Origin of the sequence: Marinovum sp. (assembly GCF_034669705.1) — a bacterium.
Lineage (GTDB): Bacteria > Pseudomonadota > Alphaproteobacteria > Rhodobacterales > Rhodobacteraceae > Marinovum.
The window spans coordinates 13869-32505 of sequence record NZ_JAXMOR010000022.1; the positions used below are offsets into that span (position 1 = coordinate 13869).

The window sequence follows — 18637 nt, forward strand, 5'->3', positions numbered from 1 at the left end:
CCGTCCCGGCCGCCGCCCGGGACCTCCCGGCCAACACCACGCGAGACGCCAGCGAGGGGCCCCGGGGTCCCCCCGGGGCGGCCACCCTCAGCTCCCCCGGCGTTTCGCCCGCAGGGTCGGATCGGCTTCGCGCGGGTCTTCGGGCCAGGGGTGACGCGGATAGCGGCCGCGCATGTCGCGGCGCACATCGGCATAGGAGCTCTCCCAGAAGCCCGGAATGTCCATCGTGGTCTGCACCGGTCTCTGCGCCGGTGACAGCAGGGTGACGCGCAGCGGCTGGCCGGCCACCGTCGGATGGCTGGTCTGGCCGAACATCTCCTGCAGGCGCAGGGTGATCTCCGGGTGCTCGCCGGAATAATCGATCGGGATCTTGCGCCCCAGCGGCGTCACGAAGGAGCCCGGCACCGCCCGGTCGAGCGCCTGCACCTGATCCCAGCTGAGCCGCGCCACCAGCGCGTCATGCGGATCGAAAGCCTTCCACTGCTCTGCCGTGCGAACACCCGAGAGGTATGGCAGCAGCCAATCCTCCAGGCCCGCCATCAGCGCCGCCTCCGAGACCTCGGGCAGGGCGACGCCACCGGCGCGCGCCACCTCGATCCGCGCCACCAGCCGCGCCGCGCCCTTGCTCAGCTTCAGCCCCAGCTCGCGCACCCCGTCGAGCATGGCGCGCGCCACCGCCTCCTCGGGCGCGTCGCTCCAGACCCTGTCCTGCAGGGCGATCTGGCCAAGACGTTCCTGCTGCCGCGTCACCACCCGGCGCTCGCGCCGCGACCAGTCGCAGAGATCGACCCAAGCGATCTGTTCGGCAAAGAGCGCGCGGATCTCGGCCTCGGTGATCGCCACGGCCTGGCGGATGCGGGCCTCGCGCGGGTTGCCGTCGGTGTCGGTGACCACGATCAGCCGCTGGCCGGCGAGCGGATCGGCGGGCTCCATCACCGCCCCCTTGCCGCCAGAGAGCACGTAGCGCGGCGCATCGCCCTTGCGCCGCAGCCCGATGCGGTCGGGATAGGCCAGCGCCGCCATCTGCGCGGCGCTCAGCGCACCGGCGCGAGCGGGTTTCGCCGCCCGCCCCAGCCGTTTCGCCTCCTGACCGATGCGCTCGAGCGCCGGGCGGTGCACGTCGTAGGGCCGACGCTGGCGAAAGCCGCGCGGATCGCGCAGCGCCTCGAGCCGCAGCGCGAGGTCCACCGGCGCGCCGCGCAGCGGGTCGCGGTCGGCCAGCAGCGCCGCCAGCGAGGCCGCCGCGGGGCCTGCAAGGGCCAGCATATGCGCCAGCCGCGGGTGCAGCGGCAGGGCGGCGAGTGCGCGGCCATGGGCGGTGATCAGGTTGCCGGCATCAAGCGCGCCCAGCATCCGCAGCAGGGCCTGCGCCTCGGCCCAGCTGCCGGGGTTGGGCGGGGTGAGGAAGGGCAGCGCGTCGACCGTGCCGCCCCAGAGCGCCAGCTCCAGCGCCAGCCCGGCGAGATCGGCCACCTCGATCTCGGCCGGGGCGAAGGCGGGCAGAGCACCTTCCTCACCGCGGGTCCAGAGCCGGTAACAGAGGCCCGGCGCCACCCGCCCGGCGCGGCCGGCGCGCTGGGTGGCCTCGGCGCGAGAGACCTTTTCGGTCACCAGCCGCGACATGCCCGAGCCCGGATCAAAGCGCGCCCGCCGCGCCCGACCGGCGTCGACCACCACGCGGATGTCCTCGATGGTCAGCGAGGTCTCCGCAATTGAGGTGGCCAGCACCACCTTGCGGCCTTGCGTCTCGGGCCGGATCGCGGCGCGTTGCTGGGCAAAGGGCAGGGCGCCATAGAGCGGCCGCAGCGTGCACTCGCCGGGCAGGCGCGCTTTCAGCAGGGTCTCGCAGCGGCGGATCTCGCCCTCTCCGGGCAGGAAGACCAGCACGCCGCCCGCGGTCTCGGCCACCGCTTCCGCCACCAGATCGGCGCAGGCCTCGGCAATCCGCACCTTCGGCCCCAGCGGCCGGTCGCGCCAGCGGGTCTCGACCGGAAAGCTGCGCCCCGCCGAGGTCACCACCGGCGCGCCGCCCATCAGCTCGGCCACCGGCGCGGCCTCGAGCGTTGCGGACATCACGATCAGCCGCAGGTCGTCGCGCAGGGCGCCTGCGATCTCGAGACAGAGCGCGAGGCCGAGATCGGCGTTCAGCGAGCGTTCGTGGAACTCGTCGAAGATCACCGCGCCAATGCCGGCGAGCTCCGGGTCGGACTGGATCATCCGGGTCAGGATGCCCTCGGTCACCACCTCGATGCGGGTGGTCCTGCCGGTGCGCGACTCGCCCCGGATCCGGTAGCCCACGGTCTCGCCCGCCGCCTCTCCCAGTGTCTCGGCCATGCGTTCGGCGGCAGCGCGAGCGGCCAGCCGGCGCGGCTCGAGCATCAGGATGCGGCCGTCGACCAGCCCGGCCTCGAGCAGGGCCAGAGGCACGCGGGTGGTCTTGCCGGCGCCGGGCGGCGCCTGCAGCACGGCGCGGCCGGTGGCGGCGACCGCGGCCAGAAGCTCTGGCAGCGCGGCGTCGATCGGGAGGGGCTGTCGGGGCGTCATGCCGGCCTTATCGCCGAATGAGCAGCACCCGTCCACGCAGAGTTTTGGCGTCGATCCGGCTCACCTGCCAGCGTCCTCCGGCCCCCGGCGTATAGGTCACCTCGAAGGGAAACTGCCGGCCTTCCTTCAGCGCCTTGCGGGAAAACCCGCCCTCGCGGATGTAGCGGCCCGTGCAGGTCACCCGGCCGGTGGCGCGGCTGGCCCCGGCCGTGGTCAGCCGGATGCGCCGCTCGCCGTCGAAATAGGCGGTGTCGAGCTGGCAGAGATCTTCGCCCTCGCGCGCCCTGAGCAACTCGTAGAAAGCGGTCAGCGGATCGAGCGCGTCGCCCTGGCGCGCCGGATCGAGCCAGTGATCCTCTGGGTCCTCGCTTTTTTCCAACACCGGCACGCCGCCGCGATAGGCGATCACCTTGTCGCTCTGGCGCCGGCCGGTATCGAGGCTTTCCTCGTAGCGCGTCGGGGTGAAGGTTTCGCCCGTCACCCGCCCACGGGCCTCGGCCCGGTAGCGAAAACGCGCGATGGCGGCGATCAGGCCGGAGGATCTGACCTCGCCGGTCGCCGCGTACTGCCCGCTCTCCTGCGTCATGGCGAAGTGCACCTCGCCGGCCTTGAGCCCCGCGAAATAGACCTCGAAACGCCCGGCCTCAGACGCTGGCTGTGCGGCCATCGCGCCGCTGCCGAGGGCGGTGAGGGTGAAAAAGGTCGTCAGGGCACAGAGCCTGTGCCGCAGTTGCTGCCCGATCATATGTGGTGGTCCCGTTGTCCCGCGGAAATCTTTTGTCCGGTGGATTGTCGCCACCGCTCTGGACTAGAGGTACGCGCCAAGGCAGAAATTGCCAGCCGGTGCGTCCGTCTGTGGCCGGGCGCGCGACTTCCCGCGTATCGGCGGGCGGGGCTGTGCGGAAAGATGCCGGTCGGGAAAGTGAGGGACGAGATGGAGATTGCCAAGCTGGCCGAACGGGTCCTTGCCGGAGAGCGCCGTGCGCTGTCCCGGGCGATCACGCTGATCGAGAGCGGTCGCGCCGATCACCGCGCGCAGGCCACCGAGCTGATGGAGCATCTGCAACAGGCCGACCGTCAGGCGCTGCGAATCGGGCTCTCGGGCACGCCGGGGGTGGGCAAATCCACTTTGATCGAAAGCTTCGGATTGATGCTGACCGGGCAGGGCAAGCGGGTGGCGGTGCTGGCGGTCGATCCCTCCTCGGCACGCTCCGGCGGATCGATCCTCGGCGACAAGACGCGGATGGAGCAGCTGTCGCGCGACCGGAACGCCTTTATCCGCCCCTCGCCCAGCCAGTCGCATCTTGGCGGCGTCGCCCGGCGCACCCGAGAGGCCGTGCGGCTCTGCGAGGCGGCGGGGTTCGACGTGGTGTTGATCGAGACCGTCGGGGTCGGCCAGTCTGAAACCGTCGTGGCCGAGATGTCGGATCTCTTTGTGCTGCTGCTGGCCCCGGCCGGCGGCGACGAGCTGCAGGGGGTCAAGCGCGGCATCATGGAAATGGCCGACCTGATCCTTGTCAACAAGGCCGACGGCGACCTGAAGCCAACCGCGATGCGCACCTGCGCCGATTACGCCGGCGCGCTGCGGCTGTTGCGCAAACGGGTGCAGGATCCCGAGGGCTTTCCCAAGGCGCTGACCGTCTCGGCGCTCGAGGAATCTGGACTAGGCAAGGCCTGGGAGGAGATGCTGGCGCTGACCGACTGGCGCCGCGCGCATGGCCATTTCGAGGCCCGCCGGGCCGACCAGGCGCGCTATTGGTTCGCCGAGGAGGTGCGCCAGGCGCTGCTGTCGCGGCTGCAGGCGCCGGAGGCGCGCGCGGCGATGCAGGCGCTGTCAGACGCAGTGGCCGAGGGCCGCAGCACGCCGGCGGGTGCCGCGCAGGAGATGCTGACGCGGCACCTTGGCGGATGAGGTCCGAGACGCTGTTTGACGGCGATCTGCTTCGGGCGACGCTGTTCAACCCGGGGCAGGGGGCGCTGTTTGTCAGCTTCCGCCAGAGGCTTGCGGACCCGGGGCAGTTCGGCGCGCCGCGCCCGGTGCGCAGTTTCACCGAGGCCGGAATGAGCCACCTGCACCTGCAGGCGCGCTGGAACGACTGGTACATCAACCCCGAGACCGAGGCGCTGGAAGCCATGCTGCGCGCCCATGCGGCGGGCTATGACGATGCCTGCGCCATGGGGTTCTCGATGGGCGGCTACGCGGCCTTTCGCTTTGCCGCGGCGCTGCGGTTGCGGCGGGTGATCGCGGTCTCGCCGCAATATTCGATCTCGCCCGACCATGTGCCCTTTGACCGGCGCTATCGCGACTGTGCCGGCGGGTTCGACGCGGCCGCGGGCGACCTGTCGGGGCGCGGCACTGCGGTGCAGGGGGTGATTCTCGCCGATCCCTTCCGGCCGCTCGATATGCGCCACGCCGGGCTGATCTGCGCCGTCTTTGCGCAGGTGTCGATTGCCCGGCTGGCGGGCGGCGGCCACCCGGCCACCGGGGCGCTGCGCGAGGGCGGGCGCTTTGGCAAGCTGCAGGCGCAGCTGACCAAACCGCGGGTGCCGGCGCGGCGGGTCGTCAGGCTGCACCGCAATGTGCGAAGGCAGAGCCCGAAATACTGGCGGCATCTTGCGGCACAGGCAGAGAAATCCGGCCGCGCTGCGCTGGCCCGGGCGGCGCTGGCCCGGGCAGTGGGGCTGGAGACCGGGCAGGGCTGACGGAACCTGCGCGGGTTTCTCACGAGGCCCTTGACGATCCTCGCCCGCCCGCGTAATAGCCTGCGAACCAGATTTCGGGCGCGGCCTATGCGGCGCCCTTTGATATTTGCGGGGCGCGTCCGGGCCAAGGGGTTCGATGTCCTGCTCTGAAATGATGAGGATGATCACATGTCGCGCCGCTGCGAACTGACCGGAAAAGGCCCGATGACTGGCAACAACGTCAGCCACGCCAACAACAAGACCAAACGTCGCTTTCTGCCCAACCTGAACGACGTGACCCTGCAATCCGAGACCCTGAACCGCGGCATCAAGCTGCGGATCTCGGCGTCGGCCCTGCGCTCGGTGGACCACCGTGGCGGTCTCGACAAGTTCCTGGCGAAAGCCAAGGACGCCGAGCTGTCGGATGCGGCGCTCAAGGTCAAGAAAGAGATCATGAAGGCACAGGCCGCAGAGGCCTGATCCCTTCCGATTTACCGCGGCCCTTCGGGGTCGTCAGACCCTCGTCGGCCCACCCGGCGGGGGTTATTCTTTTTGGCGGAATGTCAGGGGTTTGCAGGGCGGTCTTAAGGTGACCTATCCGAAGGGATAGGGGGCGTCGACCGATGCGCCTTTGCCCCCGCGAGCGGCGCCGGCTAGATCTGGGACACGCGATGAGTGATCTGCTGCAAGGCGTGTACCCCTGAAGCGGTTTCCAGCCGAAAGGCCAGGGCCGCTGCGTCACGGGGCAGGTCACTCCTCGCGCTTTCCCGACACGCGGATCGCCTTCGGGCGACAGGCAATGAGGCGGCCTGGCACAGGCCGCCCCGTTTTCAGGTCATTTGGATTTGGGCGTTCCGATGTTGAGCGGCTTGCCGAGGCCCGAATTCGCGGTGGCGAGGACCTTGGGCTTTTCCTGCTTCGGCTTCTTGGCTTCTTTGTTGCCCTTGTTCTTGTGCTTGGACATGGGTGATCTCCGATGGTTTCCCGCGGCGGGATCGCCACGGGCCGTCGCATCGTCAGGCGATCAGGGTTGCCCGTTTTTGCGGGGCGATGATCCTTGGGAAGCGGCAGGGGGTGAGTCGTCTCACCGGCGCTGCGACGTGGAATCTACGCCTGTGGCGGGTGTCCCGCAAGGGGGATGATGCGGGGTGACCCTGACGCCGCGGGCGGCGGTGGGTTGCAAACCCACCCTACGGCAAGACGCAATCGGTCTCGTACCTCACCGGGCCCGGAGACAAGGCCGTAGGCCGCCGGGCCGGCGCCTGCCTGCCCCACCGGGCTGGCGCTTTGGCGGGTCTTGGCGCTCCAATGAAGCAGAGGGACGTGCTTTGCGGGCATAAAGCGCGTTGATCGACCGTTGCAGCGCCATCCCGCGGGCAGGCGCAGGCCCGGCTTGTGCCATGTGCGGTGGTGGTGGGTTAGAAACCCACCCTACGCTTGCAGCGAGGGGAGATATGCGCCTTTGGCGAGTGTGCCGAAAGGGGGATGATCGGAGCGGCGAGCGGCCGCGACGCACAGGTTGATTAACAAGTCGTTAATAAAAGGGTAGAGTGCGCGGATTGTTGTATCGATTGGGTGTCATCATGAAGCGTGTTCTGACCGTCTTTCTTCTCGCCTGTGCAACCATGGTCCCGGCGATGGCCGATGACCTGTCAAATCCGACCGTCGATCCGGGGTCATTTCTTGTCAGGATCGAACTGCTGCAGTCCGGCACACAGACCTATCAGTCCTGCTGCAAGACCTGCCGCAAGGGGAAGGCCTGTGGCAACTCGTGCATCTCAAAGGCAAAGTCGTGCCGGGTGGGACAGGGATGTGCCTGCGACGGCTGATCCCTCGCAGGGAGGGACGCGCAGCGGCTGCGCACCCTACACGTCAAGTTCTTCCACAAACCGCGCATTCTCCTGGATATACTCGAACCGCTTCTCCGGCTTCTTGCCCATAAGCCGCTCCACCAGATCACCGGTCTCGCCGGGCTCGTCCTCGTCGATCGACACCCGGATCAGCTTGCGCGTCTCGGGGTTCATCGTGGTTTCCTTCAGGTCCTTGGCGTCCATCTCGCCCAGGCCCTTGAACCGCGAGACCGAGATATTGCCTTTGCCGCCCAGCCCCTTCTCGAGCCACAGGTCGCGCTCGGCCTCGTCGAGACAATAGACCCGCTTGGCGCCCTGGGTCAGCCGGAACAGCGGCGGGCAGGCGAGGTAGAGGTGGCCGGTGTCGATCATTGGTCGCATCTGGGTAAAGAAGAAGGTCATCAGAAGCGCCGCGATATGGGCGCCGTCGACGTCGGCGTCGGTCATGATGATGATCTTGTCATAGCGCAGGTCGTCAATGTTGAACTTGGTGCCGAGGCCGACGCCAAGTGCCTGTGACAGATCGGAAATCTCGGCGTTGGAGCCGAGCTTGGACGAAGCCGCGCCCAGCACGTTGAGGATCTTGCCGCGCAACGGCAGCAGCGCCTGGGTCTTGCGGTCGCGGGCCATCTTGGCCGAACCGCCGGCCGAATCGCCCTCGACGATGAAGAGTTCCGTGCCTTCGCGGGCGGTGGCCGAGCAATCCACCAGCTTGCCCGGCAGGCGCAGCTTCTTGGTGGCGGTCTTGCGCGCGGTTTCCTTTTCCTGACGCCGCCGCAGCCGTTCCTCGGCGCGCAGCACGAGGAAATCGAGGATCGCGCCGGCGGATTTGGTGTCCGACGTCAGCCAGTGGTCGAAATGGTCGCGCACCGCGCCCTCGACCAGTTTGGCGGCCTCCGTGGTGGCCAGCCGGTCCTTGGTCTGGCCGACGAACTCCGGCTCGCGGATAAAGCACGACACCAGCGCGCAGCCGCCGGTGATCAGGTCGTCGCGGGTGATCTGCGCCGCCTTCTTGTTGTTTGACAGCTCGCCATAGGCGCGGATGCCCTTGAGGATCGCGGCCCAGAAGCCGGCCTCATGGGTGCCGCCCTCGGGCGTCGGGACGGTGTTGCAGTAGCTCTGGATAAAGCCGTCGCGCGAGGGGGTCCAGTTGATCGCCCATTCCACCTTGCCAGGCGCATTGAACTTCTCGCGGAAATCCACCGTGCCGGCAAAGGGCTTCTCGGCATAGGTCGAGGCGCTGCCCAGCGTTTCGGTCAGGTAGTCCGAGAGACCGCCGGGAAAGTGGAAGGTGGCCTCGGTCGGGGTCTCGCCGTCGTCGATGGCGCTTTTCCAGCGAATCTCGACGCCGGAAAACAGATAGGCCTTGGAGCGCACCATCTTGAGCAACCGGGCGGGCTTGAAGCGATGCTTGTGAAAGATCTCCTCGTCGGCATGGAAGGTCACCGTGGTGCCGCGCCGGTTGGGGGCAGCGCCGATCCGGGCCACCGGACCCTGCGGGATACCGCGGGAAAACCGCTGCTCGTAAAGCTCCTTGTTGCGTGCGACCTGCACCACCATCGAATCCGACAGCGCATTGACCACCGAAGCGCCGACGCCGTGCAGACCGCCAGAGGTCTCATAGGCCTTGCCGGAGAATTTGCCGCCGGCATGCAGGGTGCAGAGGATCACCTCGAGCGCGGATTTTCCGGGAAATTTCGGATGCGGGTCGATCGGGATGCCGCGGCCGTTGTCGCGGATGGTGACGGCGAAATCCTCGTGCAGTTCGACCTCGATGCGGTTGGCGTGCCCCGCCACCGCTTCGTCCATCGAGTTGTCGAGCACCTCGGCCACCAGGTGATGCAGCGCGCGCTCGTCGGTGCCGCCGATGTACATGCCCGGCCGCTTGCGCACCGGTTCCAGCCCTTCGAGCACCTCGATATGGCTGGCGTCATAGTCTGAAGGGTCCACCGGGGTGAGAAGATCGTCGGCCATGTCCGCTGCTCTTTGTTGCTCTTGATTGCCGCACAGTATGGCAGAGGCCGTCGGTCGGGGGAAGGGTATGGATCGCCACGCAGGGCCGGAACGGGCTTGCGTCTCGCCGCGTCGTGGTGATGATCCGCGCAGATTTGAAAAGGGAGGCGCTCATGCGCATTGCATTCACCGGCGGCAGCGGCAAGGCCGGCCGCCACATCGTTCCATGGCTGCGCGAACGCGGTCACCGGGTGCTCAACCTCGATATCGACGCACCGGCAGAGCCCGACAACCTCACCGTCGACCTGACCGACAGCGGCCAGGTGTTCAACGCGCTGTCGAGCCTGTCGGGCTTTGACGAACTGAACCCGCCCGAGGCGCCGAAATTCGACGCGGTGGTGCATTTCGCGGCGCTGGCCCGCATCCTGATCAAGCCCGACAACGAGACCTTTCGGGTCAACACGCTGTCGACCTACAACGTCCTGGAAGCGGCGGTGAAACTGGGCATTCCCAAGGTGATCTTTGCCTCGTCCGAGACGACCTACGGCGTCTGTTTCGCCCAAGGCGAGGTAAAGCCCGAGTACCTGCCGGTCGACGAGGATCACCCTATGGTGCCGCATGACAGCTACGCCATGTCCAAGGTCTGCAACGAGGCCTGCGGCCGGTCATTCCAGGCCCGCTCCGGCATCGACATCTATGGTCTGCGGATCAACAACGTGATCACGCCCGAGGAGTATGCCAGCAAGTTCCCGGCCTTCATGGAAGACCCGGCGCGCCGCCGGCGGAATATCTTTGCCTATATCGACGTGCGCGACCTGGGCCAGATGGTCGAGAAATGCCTCGAGGCCGATGGCTTGGGCTACGAGGTGTTCAACGTGGCCAACGACGATCTCTCGGTCGGGCTGAGCAACGCCGAAGTGCAGGCGCAGTTCTACGAGGGCGTGCCGCTGCGCCGCGAGATGGGCGAGCACGAGACCTTCTACAGCAACCGCAAGGCGCACGAGATGCTGGGGTTCCGTCCGCAGCATTCCTGGCGCGACGTGCTGGGCTAGGGCTCAGGCCGCTTGCCCGCGCAGCCAGTCGGCGAGGCTTGCCTCGTCGAGCTGGCCTTGCGCCAGGCGGATGATGCGGTCGCCGATGTCCTGGGTGTCGTGCGTGATGGCGATGCCGTTCAGCCGCAGGCACACAAGCATGGTTCGATAGGCCGTGCGCTTGTTTCCGTCGTTGAAGCAATGACCGGCCGCGATCGCCTTGGCGTAGGCGGCTGCGAGGTCGAAAGCATCGCCGATCATGCCGTAGACCAGACGGTTGTCGACTCTGGCGAGCGCGCCTTCGAGCGACTTGTCCTGGGCGCGACCGGGCAGTTCGCCGGGGTTCAGCACAAGGTCATGCAGCCGCTCGGCCTGCTCGGCATTGAGAAGAATAAAAGTCATTTATCCTTCAAATATTCGAGCACCGGTGCGGCCTGTTCGCGGGTGTCTTCGACCGCGGCCAGCACCTCCTCCATCGAGGCAAACCGCGGCTCGCCGTCCAGAGTCGCCTCTTCCGGCACCAGGTAGCCCACGCATTTCGAGTTCTTCATGATCGCCACCGGTTCACCGCCGGCGCGGTCAAAGACCTTCTGCGGCTCGCGCAGTTCGGTCATGGTGCAGATGTTGCGGGTGTGAAGACGGGTGACCATGTGGCTATTCCTGCATGAGAGTGTGTATTTTAATATACACTTTTCCGCCCATTTTTCAAGACGAGCCTCACGGCTGCACTGTCTCGACCTCGAATTGCAGGAACAGCGGCACCGGGTCGGGAGTCTTTTTGTTGCGTGACAGCGAGATGGCGGCGCGGGTGGTTTCCCCGAAGCCGGCGGTGGCCAGCAGGTCGGCCAGGCCCGCGGGGCCGGCGCGCGCGGCGCGGGTTTGCGCCACGGCGTCCTGCGCCAGAAACGACAGGTCCTCAACCACCGAGCCCGCGGACGCCGGCGAGAAGACCACGATCACCCGCTCGCGGCCAAAGCTCTCGCCGGTGATCAGGATGTAATCCTGATCCAGCCGGTCTCCGGGCTGCATCCGGCCGTTGTCGATGAAGGTGATCGAATGGTCGGAGCCCACGTACAGGATGTTGAAATCCACCGGCGCGTCAGAGGGGTTGGCGAGCCGCAGCCCCAGGGTGTCATCCGGCACCAGCCGCGGCACCGAGCTGCCGGCAAAGCCGCGACGCGAGGCCGGCAGCACCGCCTCGGCCCCGGCGTCATAGCGGCCGCGCACCATCTCGGCCTCGATCTGCAGCCCGGAGGCGCCGGCGGTGGCCGCGCCGACCTTCATCAGGTTCAGTGCGCGCGTCATGCGGGTCAGGTTGTCGGCCACCACGAGCGCCAGCGCTCTTGCGTCCTTGTCGCCGGTCGAGACCGAGGGCACCTGCGCCAGATCGCCGTCATCGACGCTGCCCGAGGCCGGCAGGAACCAGAGCGCATCCGGCCGGGCGCTGTCGGCAAAGACCGCAAGGCGCAGGTCGGCTCCGGCCGCGCCCGCGGGCACGAAACGGATGCGTGGCCCGGTCAGCCCGTCGCGGGCGATCACCTGCAGGGCGGCCTCCAGCGCCTTGGCCGGAGGCGAGCCGGGGGCCGGCAGAGCCACCGTCAGAGACAGGTCGAGCGCGCTGCCGATCCGGCGCAGCACCGCGCCCGGCGGCAGGGCGTCGAGGTCATAGGCCCCGGTCGCGCGTGCCGAAAAGGTGTCGGCCTCGCTGACGGCGAACTCTGCCAGCGCCGCGTCGTCGGCGTCGGCGGGCGAGGCCAGCAGCAGCAGCGCGCTGCCAAGGCTCAGCCCGTGCAACGCGCCGGCGTCGATCTGCAGCCCGTCGCCGGAGCGCCGGGCCGGCCATTGCAGGATGCGGTCCGCGCTCTCGCGGCCAAACACCGGCAGGTCGAGATCGCCCTCAAAAAGCGGCGTCGTGCGGGCAATATTGCCGGTGGCGTATTTGCGCAGCACCTCCTGCGCCAGTTGCCGATAGGTGATGCCGGGACGTTCGGCCAACGTCTCGAAGAGCGTATAGGTGAAGACCCCCTGCATCCTGCGATTGGCCTTGTCCTTGGGCATGGTCTTTTCCGGCGTGGTCTCGTTGGTCTGAGCGGCAAAGAAGGCCACCAGCCGGCCCTGAGCGCCGTCGTCTGCCCCGGTCACCACTGGCGCCTCGGGCCGGGCGCGCGGATCGGGCAGGGCGCGGCTCTGGCCCTCGGCCGCGGCCATCGCCGCCTCGGGGATCGACAGCGCGCCGGCGGGCAGTTGCCGCAGCCGCACCTCCTCGGTGCCCGGCGCGGCGCGGGTGGCGGTGCCGGAATGGCAGCTGTCGAACACCACCCAGACATCGGCCCCGCGCGCCCGGATCGCATCGATCATCGCGCCGATCTCGTCATCGACCAGCGCGTTTTCCACCTGTCCCACCGTGTCGTTCCACGCGCCCACGTCCACCGGCAGGAAGATCTCGTCGAGCCCGTCAAGCTCGCTGCCCGGATCGGCGGCGGGCATTTGCGAGCCATGGCCCGAGAAATGCAGGTAGACGAAATCCCCTGACGCGACCTCCTGCGCCAGCGCGGCAAACTCTGCCCGGATTGCCGCCAGCGTCGGCGCCGTCCCGCCCTCCAACCCGTCTGCCAGCACCGAAATATTTTCGGGTGCGAAGGGCAGGGCGGGGTTGCCGGCGAGGTAGCGCGCCACAAGATCGACGTCATTGGCCGGCCCCCTGAGCCAGAATCGCTGGTCGAGCGCCGGGTAGGTCGAGGCGCCGATCAGCAGCGCATGGGCCTCGCGGGCGAGGCTGGCGGCGGGGATCATTGCGGCCAGCATGGCCATTGCGGCAAGGGGGCGGAACATGGCGGGCCTCGCGGTTTGGGAACGGCGCGCTGGGCGCGGTCAGGAACACGCCGATTGTGAGCCGTGAGAGCTTCGGCGCAAAGCATTTCCTGTGGCGTTGGTGCACTTAACAGCGGTTTTCATGTGCCTTGCACCCGCCCGGCCCCTAACCTTGCGCCCAGAGTGGCACAGAGCCGGGGCTTGACCCCGCGGCCGTTCCCCATTGATCTGGAGGCAGTGATGTCCGTGCATGAGATGACCTTGGAGCCCAGCAAAACCCCGCCCGCCGACCGGCGTCGCCGTATTCTGATCGTCGAGGACGATGCCGCCGCGGCCCGCGCGGTGTCGGACGCGGTGGCGGATCTCGGCTGCGAACCGATCGTTATGCGCAACTTCGACGACGGGGTGAAGGCCGCCGGTCTGGCAGACTTCGCGGTGGTGGTCTTTGACCGGATGCTGCCGGGCGGTGACGGCATCGATGCCATCGCGCGGATCCGCGCCGGTGGCTCGACCGCGCTGATCCTCGTGGTTTCGGCGCTGGGCCGCGCCGCCAACAAGATCGAGGGGCTGGAGAAGGGCGCCGACGACTACCTCGCCAAGCCGTTCGACCCCGACGAGCTGCGCGCGCGGCTGCGCGCCCTGCTGCGCCGGCAGGAGATGACGGTGCTCGACAATGACCTCATTGCCTTTGGTCCGCTGGAAATCCGCATGAAGGCGCGCACCGTGCATGTAAAGACCACCCATGTGGCGGTCAGCCCCAAGGAGTTCGAGCTGATCACCTATTTCGCCCGCAATGCCGGGCAGGTGGTGACCCGGATGCAGCTGCTCGAGCATGTCTGGAACCTGCATTTCGATCCGCAGACCAACGTCGTCGATGTACATGTCGGCCGGCTCAGGCGCAAGCTCGAGGCGGCGGCGGGGCGGCCGGTGATCCATACCGCGCGCGGCGAGGGCTATATCTTCGACCCCGGCCGGGGCCTGCCGTGAGGCGGGTACCGCTGGCGCGGTCGGCCAGCCTGCGGTTGTCGCTGGCGATTGCCGGGCTGATCCTGTTCGTGGCGCTTCTGGCGATGGCGGTGCAGTATCGCACCGCCGCCGGCGCGCTGGCGCGCCAGCAGACCGAGCTGCTGCAGGCCGATTTCGACCGGATCGCCGAGCTTCACGACCAGCGCCGCACCCCCGCGCTGCGCCAGGCGCAGGGTGCGCCCGGCGGGGAGGCGCTCGGGGCGGCGATGCCCGGCGAGTTGCTCTATCTGCTGCAGGACGGGGCGGGGCAGACCCTGGCCGGCAACCTCGCCGACTGGCCCGAGGCGCTGCCGCCACCAGAGGCGGGCGAAGCGGCCCCGCGGGTGTTTGCCCTCTCCGCCGACGACGGGCGCTATACCGGCATCGCGCGGGTGCTGCCGGGGGGCTTTCCGTTGCTGGTGGCGCGGGCCGATCCGGTCACCGGCGACACCCTGGCCGAGATGCGCGGCACCATCGCCTGGATGGCGCTGGCGCTTTTGGCGATGGCGGCGCTGACCGGCGGCTTCGTCAGCCGGCTGGTGCTGCGCCGGATCGACCGGGTCAACGCCCTGGCCGACCGGGTTGCGGCGGGCGATCTCTCGGCGCGGCTGCCGGGGGTCCGCAGCGCCGATGAATTCGGCGCGCTCGAGGATCACGTGCATGCCATGCTCGACCGTATCCAGAACCTCAACGCTGCCACCAACCGGCTGTCCGATTCCATCGCCCATGAGCTGCGCACACCGCTCAACCGCATCGCCCAGAAGCTCGACCGGCTCGAAGGCCAGCCAGCGCTGGTGGGCGAGATCCGCGGCGAGCTGCGCGGCACCATCCGCATCTTCGACGCGCTGCTCGACATCTCCGGCGCATTGGCCGAACAGGGTCAGCGCCCCGGCCTCGCCCCGCTCGACCTGAGCCGGATGGCGGGCGAAGTCTTCGACCTCTACGAGCCGGTGGCTGAGGAGGCCGGGCTGCAGTGCCGCTGCGAGGTGGAGGCGGGGCTGCATATCCTCGGCGACCGCTCGCTGCTGGCGCAGCTGATCTCCAACCTGCTCGACAACGCGATCAAGTTCTGCACCCCCGGCGACACCATCACCCTGCGCCTCACCCGTCAGGGCGCGCGCCACCTGCTCGAGGTGTCCGACACCGGCCCCGGGGTGCCAGAGGATATCCGCGCCGACCTGTTCGAGCGCTTCACCCGCGCCGAGCGCGACCGCGACAAGGCCGGTCACGGCCTGGGGCTGGCGCTGGTGCAGGCAATCGCCGCCCGGCATGGCGCCAAGCTCGACCTGCCGCCGCGGCCGAAAGGTTTTGCGATCGCGATTGCCTTCCCTAAGCTTGACGCAGAGTTAAGTGATTCGTGAGCCATATTGATGCAGCTGAGGGGGGAGGCGGCCCGCGGGCCGGCTATTGTGCCGGTGACCAGCGCCGTCCTGAACATGCCAGTGCGCCCGGCGCCGACCGGGGTCCGCGCCGCGACCATTGACGCGGCGCTGTCTTGGGGTGCGGTGCCCCTCCCGAACCGGAGGGAATGACAAATGCCGACAGGGAAAGTGGCAGATGTTGAAGCCGGCGGCGCGCACCGCAAGATGCTTCTCATGACACGCCGCATCGCCTCGCTTTCCCTGCTGGCTCTTGCCAGCGCCGCCGCCCCGGCCAGCGCCGAGATTCGCGCGCTGCTGGTCGGCGTCTCGGACTATCAGCACCTCGACGCCGACCTGCGCGGCCCGGCCAATGACGTGGGCCTGATGGCGCGGGCGCTGATGGCGCGCGGGGCCGAGCCCGCTGCGATCACCGTGCTGGCCGCGCCCTCGGCGCCGCTGCCCGAGGGGGTGGTCAACGCCGGCCTGCCGACACGGGCGGCGATCCTCGACGGTCTGGCCGATCTGGCGGCGACCTCGGGGCAGGACACCCACGCGGTGTTCTACTTCTCCGGCCACGGCACCCAGATGCCCGATACGAACGGCGACGAGCAGGGCGGCTATGACGAGATCTTCCTGCCGGCCGACGCCAAGGGCTGGAACGGCGCCAGCGGCACCGTCGAGAACGCCATCATCGACGACGAGATGACGCCGCGGCTTCAGGCGATCCTCGACCGCGGTGCCGTCCTGTTTGCCATGCTCGACGCCTGCCATTCCGAGACCGGCTTCCGCGCCCTGCCGGACAGTGCCGGCGCCGGGGTGGCGCGCTACGTCGCCCCCGCGCTGCTGGCAATGCCCACCGATCTGTCGCAGGCCGAGGCCGCACCCGCCGCGCCGCCGCTGACCGGCGATTTCGTCTTTCTCTATGCCGCCCAGCAGGACCAGCGGGCTTTCGAATACCCGCTGGGCGATCCCGCCGACCCGGCCAACTGGTACGGCGATTTCACCCGCGCGGTGGCGATGGTGCTGGAGAGCGGCGCGGCGCTGACCTGGGCCGGCCTGTTGCAGCAGTCCATGGCCGAGATGAACGCCAATGCGCCCGCCGCGCAGACCCCTGACGCCGAGGGCTCCTTGCTTAACGCCGCCGTTCTGGGCCAGACCGAGGCGCTGCCGCCGGTGCTGCGTGTCGCGGGCGGCGCGCTTCAGGCCGGCGCGCTGCAGGGGGTACGCGCGGGCGCGGTCTACGAAATCTTCGCCGCCGCCGAGGCAGAGCCTGTGGCTCTGGCCACGGTCATACGCGTGGCGCCCACCAGCGCCCGGCTGCAGTCGCAGCAGGCCTTGCCGTACGCCGGCTTTGCCAGGCTGAAAACCCCCGGTCAGCCGCAGAAGGTGCGCCTTGCCGGGCCGGTGCGGGCCGATGGGGCGGGCTATGCGGCGCTGCGCGCCGAGATCGCCCGGCTGCAGGCCGCCGAGGCGCCCGACGGCGTAACCTGGACCGAGGGGCCGGCTGATTACACCCTCGTGCTGACCAAGGGCGCATTGGCGCTGGCCGGGCGCGACGGGGTGGTCGATGGCGCCGGCCCCGGCAGCGCGCCGCGGGTGATGGCGCCGGGCGGTCTGCTTGATCTGATCGAGCGCGCGGTGCGGGTCTTTCAGGTGCGCTCGGCGACGCAACAGGTCGCCGCCAGCCGCACCGGGCTGAGCCTTGGCGGCTTTGGTCCGAAATACCGCCTGAGCCATGTGCCGGTCGCGGGCGCCGACGCGGCCTGCGAGGGCGGCACGGCGGCCGAGGCGCAGCCGGTCAGCACCACCGTGACCGTCACCCATTGTGACCAGCTCTGGCTCGAGGTCAGCAACCCCAGCCAGACCGCGCGCGACATCACCGTGCTCTATATCGACGCCGACAACCGGATCACCGCGATCTGGCCGGAGGCGGGGCTGTCGAACCGTGTGGGCTTTGACGAAACCATCGAGGCCGGGCTGCTGATCCAGAACCCCGGCCCGCAGCGCCACGGGCTGGAAGAGATCCTCGTGCTGGCGGTGCCGGCAGAGGACAAGGCACCGCGCACGGTGCTGACCGCGCTGGCCGATCCCGCGCCGACCCGCGCCATCCCCGAGGCGACGCCCGGCGCGGCCGCCTGGCTGCTGCAGGCGACCCTGCCGGATGCGCCGAGCCGCAGCCTCACGCTGCCCGGTGCGATGTCGCCGCTGGAGGTGACCCGGTTCGCGATCAAGCTCGAGCCCGGCTGACCCCGCTTTTTCACCTCGACCCTTTCACTGACAGACACAGGACAAATGCCATGACAGACCAAAAGACTTTCCTTTCCGCCGCCCTTTCCGGGTTGATTGTCCTCGGCGGCAGCGCCACGGCGCAGGGCATGCCCGAGGACGCCATGCAGAGCGACCCGAACCGGGCCAACCCCTTTGCCTTTGCCAAGTCCGACGCCAAGGAGGCGATGCTGGAAGAGCAGATGGCGGCGGCCGAGACCAGCGGCGACCGGGTGGTCGGCGGCGAGGTGGCGGCCGATGGCGCCTGGCCCTGGCAGGTGGCGCTGATGGTCGCCGGGGCGCCCTCGACCCCGGACGCGCAGTTCTGCGGCGGCTCGATGGTGCTCGACACCTGGGTGCTGACGGCGGCGCATTGCATCTACATGCCCGACGGCGAAGGCGGCAATTTCCAGCTCGCGCCAGAGCAGTTCGACATCCTGGTCGGCACCAACACCATCGCCGAGGGGCAGGGCGAGCGGGTGCCGGTGGCCGGCGTCTACCGCCATCCCGAGTATGACGACCGGCTGTTCGACAATGACATCGCGCTGATCAAGCTCGCCCGCGCCCCGGGCGTCGCCTACCAGACGATCAATGTCCCCGACACCGAGTTCGGCGAACAGCTCGACCAGGAAGGGGTGCCCACGATCGTCACCGGCTGGGGGCTGGTCAATGGCGCCAAACGCACCGAGGCGATGATGCAGGCCGAGATCCAGGTGCTGTCGCGCGATGCCTGCAACAATGCGATGATGGAGGCCCGCGCCGGCTATGCCGCGCCGCGGCTGATCGAGGCCGCCGGGGCCTTCCAGCTCAACCAGCAGGAAACCGAGGAGGTCTGGTCGGCGATGCTGTCGCGCGCGCCGCTGCCGCTTTCGCCCAACATGATCTGCTCGGGCACCTTCGAGGGTGGCAAGACCTCCTGCCAGGGTGACAGCGGCGGGCCGCTGGTGGTGCCGCTGACCGACGGCAGCTACATCCAGGCCGGGGTGGTCAGCTGGGGTCTCGTCGGCAATGGCTCGACCACCTGCGCCGAGGACGCGATGTTCTCGGTCTATACCAAGGCGTCGAAATTCGTGCCCTGGCTGAACCAGACCGTCAGCAGCAACTGAGGCCGATGTGCGGGTGGCCGCATGTCCTT

15 protein-coding genes are annotated in these 18637 nt (G+C 68.7%); 8 read left to right on the plus strand and 7 right to left on the minus strand.

Annotated elements, in window-relative coordinates:
• Positions 1–87 precede the first annotated feature (87 nt).
• A complete protein-coding gene (gene hrpB, locus VOI27_RS15295) occupies positions 88–2544 on the minus strand; it encodes an ATP-dependent helicase HrpB (protein ID WP_323766233.1) in 2457 nt (818 codons plus the stop codon).
• A gap of 7 nt (positions 2545–2551) precedes the next feature.
• Complete coding sequence (locus VOI27_RS15300; RefSeq protein ID WP_323766234.1) at positions 2552–3289, minus strand: DUF3108 domain-containing protein; 738 nt, start codon at positions 3287–3289, stop codon at positions 2552–2554.
• Between the two features lie 189 nt (positions 3290–3478).
• On the opposite strand from VOI27_RS15300, the gene meaB reads away from it, so the two are divergent.
• From meaB to rpmB, 3 genes are all read left to right on the plus strand, one after another.
• A complete protein-coding gene (meaB, locus tag VOI27_RS15305) occupies positions 3479–4456 on the plus strand; it encodes a methylmalonyl Co-A mutase-associated GTPase MeaB (RefSeq protein ID WP_323766235.1) in 978 nt (325 codons plus the stop codon).
• Positions 4453–5247 carry an alpha/beta hydrolase gene (locus VOI27_RS15310; protein ID WP_323766236.1) on the plus strand — a complete coding sequence of 265 codons (795 nt, stop codon included), beginning with the start codon at positions 4453–4455 and terminating at the stop codon, positions 5245–5247. Before meaB ends, VOI27_RS15310 begins: the two co-directional genes overlap by 4 nt.
• 168 nt (positions 5248–5415) lie before the next feature.
• Positions 5416–5706, plus strand: coding sequence for a 50S ribosomal protein L28 (rpmB, locus tag VOI27_RS15315; protein WP_048530507.1), 291 nt, complete (start codon positions 5416–5418; stop codon positions 5704–5706).
• A gap of 355 nt (positions 5707–6061) precedes the next feature.
• Here rpmB and VOI27_RS15320 read toward each other — a convergent pair whose 3' ends face one another.
• Both VOI27_RS15320 and parE read right to left on the minus strand, forming a co-directional pair.
• Positions 6062–6190 carry a hypothetical protein gene (locus VOI27_RS15320; RefSeq protein ID WP_323766237.1) on the minus strand — a complete coding sequence of 43 codons (129 nt, stop codon included), beginning with the start codon at positions 6188–6190 and terminating at the stop codon, positions 6062–6064.
• A 901-nt stretch (positions 6191–7091) separates the two neighbouring features.
• Positions 7092–9050, minus strand: a complete 1959-nt coding sequence (gene parE / locus VOI27_RS15325) for a DNA topoisomerase IV subunit B (protein WP_323766238.1) — start codon at positions 9048–9050, stop codon at positions 7092–7094.
• A 152-nt stretch (positions 9051–9202) separates the two neighbouring features.
• Here parE and VOI27_RS15330 point away from each other — a divergent pair, with 152 nt between their 5' ends.
• Positions 9203–10081, plus strand: coding sequence for an NAD(P)-dependent oxidoreductase (locus VOI27_RS15330; RefSeq protein ID WP_323766239.1), 879 nt, complete (start codon positions 9203–9205; stop codon positions 10079–10081).
• A 3-nt stretch (positions 10082–10084) separates the two neighbouring features.
• Here the strand turns inward: VOI27_RS15330 and VOI27_RS15335 are convergent, their stop codons facing one another.
• From VOI27_RS15335 to VOI27_RS15345, 3 genes are all read right to left on the minus strand, one after another.
• Positions 10085–10462, minus strand: coding sequence for a type II toxin-antitoxin system death-on-curing family toxin (locus VOI27_RS15335; RefSeq protein WP_323766240.1), 378 nt, complete (start codon positions 10460–10462; stop codon positions 10085–10087).
• Positions 10459–10710, minus strand: a complete 252-nt coding sequence (locus VOI27_RS15340) for a hypothetical protein (RefSeq protein WP_323766241.1) — start codon at positions 10708–10710, stop codon at positions 10459–10461. Before VOI27_RS15340 ends, VOI27_RS15335 begins: the two co-directional genes overlap by 4 nt.
• Before the next feature lie 67 nt (positions 10711–10777).
• Complete coding sequence (locus tag VOI27_RS15345) at positions 10778–12892, minus strand: caspase family protein (protein ID WP_323766242.1); 2115 nt, start codon at positions 12890–12892, stop codon at positions 10778–10780.
• A 219-nt stretch (positions 12893–13111) separates the two neighbouring features.
• Here VOI27_RS15345 and VOI27_RS15350 point away from each other — a divergent pair, with 219 nt between their 5' ends.
• The 4 genes from VOI27_RS15350 to VOI27_RS15365 all read left to right on the plus strand — a co-directional run bounded on the left by VOI27_RS15350 (position 13112) and on the right by VOI27_RS15365 (position 18608).
• Entirely contained in the window at positions 13112–13858 is a 747-nt protein-coding gene (locus tag VOI27_RS15350) for a response regulator transcription factor (RefSeq protein WP_323766243.1), read from the plus strand.
• Positions 13855–15237 carry a HAMP domain-containing sensor histidine kinase gene (locus VOI27_RS15355; protein ID WP_323766244.1) on the plus strand — a complete coding sequence of 461 codons (1383 nt, stop codon included), beginning with the start codon at positions 13855–13857 and terminating at the stop codon, positions 15235–15237. The genes VOI27_RS15350 and VOI27_RS15355 overlap by 4 nt, the downstream gene beginning before the upstream one ends.
• A gap of 234 nt (positions 15238–15471) precedes the next feature.
• Positions 15472–17484 (plus strand): caspase family protein, encoded by a 2013-nt coding sequence (locus VOI27_RS15360; protein WP_323766245.1) that lies wholly within the window; start codon positions 15472–15474, stop codon positions 17482–17484.
• Positions 17485–17534: 50 nt separating this feature from the next.
• Positions 17535–18608 (plus strand): serine protease, encoded by a 1074-nt coding sequence (locus VOI27_RS15365; protein WP_323766246.1) that lies wholly within the window; start codon positions 17535–17537, stop codon positions 18606–18608.
• Positions 18609–18637 lie beyond the last annotated feature (29 nt).